Source organism: Candidatus Syntrophosphaera sp. (genome assembly GCA_019429425.1).
GTDB lineage: Bacteria > Cloacimonadota > Cloacimonadia > Cloacimonadales > Cloacimonadaceae > Syntrophosphaera.
Genome location: JAHYIU010000097.1, coordinates 1 through 8265 on the forward strand (window position 1 = coordinate 1; position 8265 = coordinate 8265).

Consider the following 8265-nt stretch of genomic DNA (forward strand, 5'->3'; position numbering starts at 1 on the left):
GCTTGGGGTTTGGAGTTGATACAGGTATACCCCGGAAGGTAAATTGCCGCTGGCGAAGCTGATCTGATGGCTGCCCGGGCCGAGAGCATGGCGGGAAATGACTTGGCCGCGCAGGTTAAGGACGGTGAAGATGCCGGTTTCCCGCTCTGCTACATTCGTTTTGATCATGGCTGTCTGGCCAGGGCGCAGGGGATTGGGATACGCGTCATAGAGGCGCGATAAAGCAGATGTCTCCGGGATCAGATCCTCATCAACCGGTGTCCCTGAACCAAGTTTGGCGACGAAGATGTCATAGCCCCCGCTTGAAATGATGGTGTGGTCGCCGAAGCAGGCTGGACCCAAAAAAACATTCCCGGTCAGGAAGGCATTGCCCCCAGAATCCACGGCGATACCTTCCCCATATTCATAACCTGTTCCGCCTGCCCTGACCGCCCAGAGCCAGTTACCCGCAGGGTCCAGCTTGGCGGCGAATATGTCCCTATCTCCACTTGAGTTGATGGTATGCGTGCCGAAGCTGGCGTTGCCTTCAAATGCCCCGGTCAGGTAGGCATTGCCATCTTCATCCACGGCGATGCCCGACCCTGCGTTCCAGAGCGCCCCTCCCGCCCTTTTCGCCCAGAGCCAGTTGCCCGTGGGATCCAGCTTGGCGGCGAAGATATCATAACTCCCGCTTGAGGTTAGGGTGTGGGCGCCGAAGCTGGCTGTTACTTGAAAAGCCCCGGTCAGCAAGGCATTTCCTGCAGAATCCACGGCGATGCCAACCCCACTATCATAGCTTGCCCCTCCCGCACTCATCGCCCAGAGCCAATTGCCGGCGGGATCCAGTTTGGCGGCGAAGATATCCTCATATCCGCTTGAGGTGAGGGTGTGAGGGCCGAAGCTGGCTGTGCCTTCAAAATACCCTGTCAGGAAGGCATTTCCCGCAGAATCCACGGCGATGCAGGTTCCCGCGTCAGCGCCTATCCCTCCCGCTTTGACCGCCCAGAGCCAATTGCCGTTGTGATCCAGTTTGGCAACGAAGATATCCCCCCCTTCCGATCCGTTTGAGGGGAGGGTATGGTCTCCAAAGCTGGCTGTATATCTAAAATTCCCGGTCAGCAAGGCATTTCCCGCAGAATCCACGGCGATGCTTAACCCATAGTCAATATATAGCCCTCCTGCACTGACCGCCCAGAGCCAGTTTCCGTTGGGATCAAGTTTGGCGGCGAAGATATCGTTAAATCCGCTTGAGGTAAGGGTATGAGTTCCGAAGATGGCCGTGCCCCAAAATTCACCTGTCAGGTAGGCATTGCCAACCCCATCGATGTCTATGCCACTACCTGCGTCCCACCAGCTTATCCCTCCCGCGCTCACCGCCCAGAGCCAGTTGCCTGCTGAATCCAGCTTGGCAACAAATATATCATCGTATCCGCTTGAGGTGAGTGTATGGTCGCCGAAGCTGGCTATGCCGCTAAAAGCCCCGGCCACATATTGGTTGCCCTGGCTGTCTATGGCTATAAACTGGACATAATCATTTTCAGTCCCTCCCGCGCCCACAGCCCACTGCCACTGCGGGGTTTGCGCGGCTAACACAAGCGCCAGGATAAGCAAACCGGCGCAGAGCAGAAAACCTTTCATGCCTTTCATTTTTCTTCCTTTCATTGATAAAAACCTTTGAAAGATGTTTAAATAATCGGGAGGAATAGGTCAAGAGTTTTTTTGGGTTTAGGGTTTTAGCGTTTTGGCGTTTTAACGTTTTGGCGTGGTGGCGTGGTGACGTAACACCGGCTTCAGCCGGTCGTTCCGCTGGCTTTAGCCGGCTTTTGGGAGTTGAAATGAAAAACCAGCTTAAGCTGGTGAAACGACCCGCTGAAGCCGGTGTTACGGTATGCGCTTTCTTTATCCGTTGAATCCGTATAATCTGTCCTATCCGTTGGCAAAAAAAGGGCATGGACTCCAGATTTCGCCCATTTTCCCAGCTCACCCACCCCTCACTTACCACCCGCCCACCACCCGCCAAACGGGCGGTTACTCGGCGGGAGGTGGGCAAGAGGCGGGTGAGTCAGGAAAAAGGGGGGTCTGTCCGCCAATTACACGAAGGGGAAAAGGGGTGGCGTGATGGCGGTGTCCTCGAATTACACGAATTCACGATTTTCACGTTTCCACGCTTCCACGTTTCCACTTATAAACGAATTACACCAAGGGGAAAAGGGCTGAGGCCTCAGCCGAGGATCATCCCCACCGCCGCGGCGCCGAGCAGAAGATAGATGGGGTTGGGTTTGAAGCGCCAGTAGATGATCAGGCAGATCACGAACACGCCCACGGAAAAGCGGTCCGTGAAAGCGCCTTCGCCGATGAGGATGGCCGCGGCGCCGATCAGTCCGAGCGACAACCAGCGCAGTTTCTTGAGCACGTTTTGAAACCAGGGCTGCCTGCGCAGTTTCACATAGGAGAGGGTGATGGCCAGCATCAGAAGGATGGAGGGCAGGATCACGCCAAAGGTGCAGAGCAGCGAGCCGAAGACCCCCGCCTGGCGGTAGCCGATGAAGGTGGCGGCGTTGATGGAGATCGGTCCCGGGGTCATCTGGGAAACGGCCACGATGTCCGTGAATTCGGACGCGGTGAGCCAGGCGTGGCGGGTCACAACCTCCTGCTGGATCATGGCCAGGATGGCATAGCCGCCGCCAAAGCTGAACAGGCCGATCTTGAAGAAGGTCCAGAACAGCGAGAGATAGATCACACGGGCCCCTTTTTAGGCCAGAAACTCTGGAGCAGAGAGTAAAGGATGGTGCCCAGGATCGGATAGATGGGGCTGACCCCCAGAAGCCCCACCAGAATGATCGCCGCGAGGGGCAGCCAGAAATTACGCGGGCCGAGCCCGGCACCGCGGGTCATCTGGATCAGGGGTACAGCGATCAGGGCCACCACGGCGGGCTTGAGGGCGTGAAAGGCTTTGCGGACGAGGGGCAGGTCCGCGTAGTGGCTGAACAGGGCGGCGATGGCGATGATGATGAGCAGGGAGGGCAGAACGGTGCTCAAAACAGCAGCGAAGACGCCCCAGCCGCGCTTGACGTGGAATCCGATATAGACGCTGAGATTGATGGCGATGGGCCCGGGACAGGATTGGGCGGCGGCCAGTCCGTTGAGGTAGCCAGCGTTGGTGATCCAGCGCCGCTTTTCCACCACCTCCCTGCGGATGAGGGGGATCATGGCATAGGCCCCGCCGATCGTGAAAGCGCCGATCTTGAGGAAGGTGAGGAAAATGGCCAGCAGCCTTCTATTCAACTTCCATCCTGGCTTTGACCAATTTCAGCAGCTCCGGCACCAGTTCGGCTTCGGGAACCTTTTTGACGATCTCGCCCCGGGCAAAGACCAGGCCTTCCCCGTCTCCGCCGGCAATCCCGAAATCCGCTTCCCGCGCTTCGCCGGGGCCGTTGACCGCGCAGCCCATCACGGCAATGGTGAGCGGCTCATCCGCGAGGCCTTGCAAGGCCTCTTCCACCTCCTGGGTCAGCCGCAGCAGGTTGATCCGCGTCCTCCCGCAGGTGGGGCAGGAGATGATGTTCAGGCCCTTGCGCAGTTCCAGGGCTTGCAGGATCTGTTTGGCAACGCGAACTTCCTCCACCGGATCGGCGGTGAGGGAAACGCGCAGGGTGTCGCCGATGCCCTCGGAGAGGAGGATCCCCAGGGCCAGGGCGGATTTGATGCTGCCGGAGAGCAGCGTTCCGGATTCCGTGATGCCCAGGTGCAGGGGATAATCAACCCTCTGGCTGAGAGCGCGGTAACTGGCCAGCATCAGAGGCAGATGGGAGGCCTTGACGGAGATCTTGATCGCCTCGAAATTCAGCTCCTCGAGGATGCGCACGTGGGAAAGGGCGGCCTCGACCATGGCTTCCGCGCTCACGCCGTATCTGGCCAAAAGCTCTTTGGGCAGGGAACCGCTGTTCACGCCGATGCGGATGGGCACACTCCTTTCCGCGGCCGCTCTGACCACCGCCTCCACCTTCTCCCGGGAACCAATGTTGCCCGGATTGATCCTCAGTCCGTCGATCCCGGCCTCCAAAGCGGCCAGGGCCAGGCGATGGTCGAAATGGATGTCCGCGATCAGGGGCAGGTCTGTTTCCCGCTTGAATACAGGAATCGAGGCGGCATCATTGGGATCCGTGACGGAAAAGCGGATGACCTGGCAGCCGGCTTTCTCCAGGGCGCGGATCTGTTCCAAAGCTGCCTTGACGTCGGAGGTCGGCACAGAGAGCATGCTTTGGATGGAAACGGGCGCTCCGCCGCCGATGGGAAGCTTTCCCAATTGGATCCGGCGGGTGGGCCTTCTTTTTATCTCATTCATATTTCAATCCGGGCGTGGCTTGATTTTTTGTCAATCTAATTCCCGGCCACATATAATCCTTGACCAAAAAGTTGCCGGCATTTGAGTGGTTAGAAATTATGAGATTTGGCTCGCGACACAGCCGGGAAGGGAATCATGCAAGACAGAATCTATTCCAATCTGAAGGGCATCCGCAGGGAAATGCTGAAGATATTGGGCGAGGTCTCCTCGCTCACGAACAGCCCCCTGGCCATCGAGGACGCCATCGACGACGTCTGGCATCCCAAATGCGATGTTTACCAGACAGACTCGCAGTGGGTGATCCTGGTCGAACTGGCCGGAGTGAACAAGGAAGAGATCAGCATCTCGGTCACGGCCGAATACCTGAGGATCAGCGGCTCGCGCAACCTGCACTCCGAGAACTGCCAGACCTCCTACCACAGCATGGAGATCGACACGGGCAGATTCGACCGCCGGATCTTCTTTCCCGACCTGAGCCTGGACAAGGACAACCCCAAGGTGCAATATCTGGACGGCATCCTGCGGATCGCCTTCTCCATCCTGGCCACGGTGGAAAGGCTGATACCCATAGAATGAGTGCTTTAGAAAACGGGGCGGCAGATGCGAAAACGCCCGCGGGAGGATTGATGCGAAAAGTGATAATGGTGGCGCTCGCGCTGGGCCTGAGCCTTGGCTGCGCGGCCGTGAAGATCGAATCCGTGAGGTCGGTGGACCTGTCCAAAACCTCAAATCAGGTCAGCATAGACCTTTCCGGGCCCGCGCAATTCAAGGTGCAGGAACTCTCCGGAGGCAATGGGGTCCGGGTCGCTATCCAGAACGTCGAATCGGTGAACATCATCCCCCAATACCCCAGGCTGAGCCGGGTGATCGACCTGATCAACGCCTACAGCGACGGAACCACAGGCAACGTGGTGATCCGGACCATGGGCCAATACGCGATCAGCCACAGCGCCAACTCCGATAACAGCCGCATCACGGTCACAATCAAGGCCCCCGGCACCACGGCGCCCAAGCCCAGGCCCGTTCAGGCACCCAGGACCCCAGCCCCGGCTGTTGCTGCTCCGGTTCCGCTTGCAGAGCCACCCTTGGAAGAAGATGTCTATTCTGAGCCTGATTCAGGCGTTGTTGATTCCATCCTTCCGCTACCGCCGATCCCCTTGACGGAGGAACCCGTGGAACCGGTTCAGGCGGTTGAGCCAAATCAGCTGAACGGCCTGCTCAAATATATCATTCCAGCCATAGCTTTGATCCTCTGCGTTCTGGTCATCCTCAAATATTTCCGCAAGCGGCCCTCGACAGAGACTTTTGAAATCCCGGAAACCCCCGCCGCGCCCAAGCAGGAAAGCAGCACCCTGACCCTGGATTCGGACACCCTGGGACGCATGGCGAAAAAGCTGCTGGAGCAGGGGTGGACCTTGTCCGAGATCGCCCGCGAGCTGAGGCTGAGCGCAAGCGATGTGGAAAGCATCATCTCCCGGAGCTCTGACGAAAGCGATGAAAGCTGATCCCTCCCCTTCCCTCCTCTTTCCCAAACTGGCCCTGCTGCTCTGCATGGGGCTGGCAGTAACAGTGTGCGGGGCCGAACCCCTCTGGGAGGGGACCGCGTTCCAGCCCACTGTGCGCAGCCAGCTTTCCTCCAGCCTGCTCAACGTCAACGACAGCTATGACGTCCGGGTTCCGCTGGTCCAGGGGCCGGGGCTGGACCATCCCTTCGAGTCCTGGAAGGTCTTCAAATCCTCCCTGCTGGAGGCTTTTTCGCCGGGCGACAAGCGGCGCGCCCTGATCCAGTATGCCCATCAGGACGAGCAGGCCGACTACTCCATGGAGACCAATTTCTTTGCCGGCTATGATTACCGCTGGGACGACCCCGGCCGCTACGGCTTTCTGTACAAGGGCCTGCGCGTCAATTCCGAGGTCAACGGGCGCTTCCGCTTCCGGGCGACCTGGTGGAACGGCAGGTTTTATGGCGATACCGGAGCCGCGCTGGGCTCGCCGCTCGTGGACGGGACCAGCAATCTGAGCTCGAATCGCAAGCTGGTGGATAACGTCAACGGAGAGATCAGCTACAGCGGCAAGCATCTCACCGCCGCGCTGGGCCGGGGTAAGTTCCAGATCGGAAACTCCATCTCCGGGTCACTGGTGCTCTCGGAAAGGGTGAACGACTACGATTTCCTGCTCCTCGAAGAGAGGTTCGGAGCCTTCCGCTTTTCCTTTGCTCACGGCACCCTGATCGCCGACAGCCTCGGCCTGGACGGCAGTCTGCCCGCCAAGTATTTCGCCCTCCACCAGATGAGCTACCAGCTTAAGGACTGGCTGGAGCTGTATCTGGGGGAAACCGTCATCTATGGCAACCAACTCGACCTCAGCTACATCCTGCCGGCCTATTTCTGGCGGACGGGGAAATACGACCTCCAGGACCGCGACAACCTGCTGATCTACGCCGGGGCGAACATCCAGCCTTCGGAAGAACTGACAATATACCTCAACGGCGCCCTGGACGAGCTTACCTACAACAAGTTTTACACCAACTGGTGGGGCAACAAATACGCCCTCCAGGCCGGCGCTTCCCTCTTTCTGCCCTCCCTGGCCCTGAGCGGAGACGGCGATCCCCGCTGCACGCTGGAATTCACTGCCGTCCGGCCCTGGACCTACACCCACTACGCCAACGTCTCCATGTATTCCCACGACCAGCGCCCGCTCGGCTATGCCAAGGGCTCCAACCTCTTCGACCTGAGCGCGGAGCTAAACCTGCCCCTGCCTGCAAAACTGCGCTGGGACAGCCAGATCTCCTTCACCTGGCAGGGCAGCGAGGGCAACGACTGGCGCCTGAACTACAAGGATCACTTTCCCCCGGAGATCGTCGGCAGCGCCGAAGCGGACTGGCTGGAGGGCGAGACCGGCTTTTCCTGCCTCTGGCAAAGTTCCCTGCGCTGGGAGATCATGGCCCACCACGCCTTTCTGCTCGGGCATCGCTCCGAGCTGGCCGATGCTCCCGGGCACCAGTTCTTCGCCTGCTGGCAGGCTTCCTTTTAAAGGTTTCCGCCATGCCCATAGTCGACCGCCTCGAATTCCCGCGCAAACACAAACTCAAGGATACAGTGCTCCTCATCGCCCTCGCGGCCGCCATTCTGGGGATCCTGGTGACCCGCTGCGGCAACGCGGCCCGCAAGGAACGGATCCTCATCCACAGCGTCTTCATCGAGGAATTTGACCGCCAATACCTGCGCCTGGGCTATGAGATCGAAAACAAGGGCGCAAGTGAAGAGCGGGTGAGCCTTCTGGCCAGGGTCTACGACTCCGAGGGCGCGGAGATAGCCAGCATCTTCTTCGCCGAGGACCTGAAAGCCGGCTCCCGGGAATTCAAAAGCAAGGTGATAGATAAGCTGGAACGCCCGCTCCGCGAAGGCGAGAAGCCCCACAGGGCCACGCTCGAGCTCCGCAACCGGGATATCTTCAGCTATTAGGCCGCCCCGCTGAACCCCCTTGACACAAAAGCCGCTCCCCAAAATCTGTGCCAACCAATACTAATCTGGATCAAGAACATAGACAATGCGCTTTAAAAACCTGAGCCCGGTGGAACGCAACACCGCCATTTTGCTGCTGATCTCGGCACTCTTCAACGGTGTGGTCGTTTCTCTGACCCAAACGCAGGACATCATTGCCCGCAAGGCCCTCCGCGCCCAGGATTGGCAACTGATGCTGCTCACCATGCTCTGGCCGGTGGCAAATTTCTTCTCCGTCTGGTGGGCCCGCGTTTTTGAGCGCAGCAACCACAAATCCCGCTATTTCATCATCGCCGGGATCCTGGGCAGGTTGACCATGGTCTACGCCATCTGGCTGGCCACGATGAACGAATACCTGGTGGTGATGGGTTTGCTCTTTGCCTCCAATTCCCTGATCCTGCCTGCGCAGAACAGGATCTACCAAAAGAACATCAGTCC

At 58.8% G+C, this 8265-nt stretch carries 9 protein-coding genes; 5 read left to right on the plus strand and 4 right to left on the minus strand.

What is annotated here, in order from left to right:
• The 4 genes from K0B87_08650 to ispG all read right to left on the minus strand — a co-directional run.
• The coding region (locus K0B87_08650; GenBank protein ID MBW6514807.1) for a T9SS type A sorting domain-containing protein at positions 1–1626 on the minus strand (1626 nt) is incomplete at its 3' end.
• A gap of 574 nt (positions 1627–2200) precedes the next feature.
• A complete protein-coding gene (locus K0B87_08655) occupies positions 2201–2719 on the minus strand; it encodes a chromate transporter (GenBank protein ID MBW6514808.1) in 519 nt (172 codons plus the stop codon).
• Positions 2716–3264 (minus strand): chromate transporter, encoded by a 549-nt coding sequence (locus tag K0B87_08660; GenBank protein ID MBW6514809.1) that lies wholly within the window; start codon positions 3262–3264, stop codon positions 2716–2718. Before K0B87_08660 ends, K0B87_08655 begins: the two co-directional genes overlap by 4 nt.
• Positions 3257–4324 (minus strand): flavodoxin-dependent (E)-4-hydroxy-3-methylbut-2-enyl-diphosphate synthase, encoded by a 1068-nt coding sequence (gene ispG / locus K0B87_08665; GenBank protein MBW6514810.1) that lies wholly within the window; start codon positions 4322–4324, stop codon positions 3257–3259. Before ispG ends, K0B87_08660 begins: the two co-directional genes overlap by 8 nt.
• 135 nt (positions 4325–4459) lie before the next feature.
• Here ispG and K0B87_08670 point away from each other — a divergent pair, with 135 nt between their 5' ends.
• The 5 genes from K0B87_08670 to K0B87_08690 all read left to right on the plus strand — a co-directional run.
• Positions 4460–4900, plus strand: a complete 441-nt coding sequence (locus K0B87_08670) for an Hsp20/alpha crystallin family protein (GenBank protein ID MBW6514811.1) — start codon at positions 4460–4462, stop codon at positions 4898–4900.
• A 50-nt stretch (positions 4901–4950) separates the two neighbouring features.
• Positions 4951–5829 carry a hypothetical protein gene (locus K0B87_08675; GenBank protein ID MBW6514812.1) on the plus strand — a complete coding sequence of 293 codons (879 nt, stop codon included), beginning with the start codon at positions 4951–4953 and terminating at the stop codon, positions 5827–5829.
• Positions 5819–7357 carry a hypothetical protein gene (locus K0B87_08680; protein ID MBW6514813.1) on the plus strand — a complete coding sequence of 513 codons (1539 nt, stop codon included), beginning with the start codon at positions 5819–5821 and terminating at the stop codon, positions 7355–7357. Before K0B87_08675 ends, K0B87_08680 begins: the two co-directional genes overlap by 11 nt.
• An 11-nt stretch (positions 7358–7368) precedes the next feature.
• Positions 7369–7788 (plus strand): hypothetical protein, encoded by a 420-nt coding sequence (locus K0B87_08685; protein MBW6514814.1) that lies wholly within the window; start codon positions 7369–7371, stop codon positions 7786–7788.
• Between the two features lie 85 nt (positions 7789–7873).
• The coding region (locus tag K0B87_08690; GenBank protein ID MBW6514815.1) for a hypothetical protein at positions 7874–8265 on the plus strand (392 nt) is incomplete at its 3' end.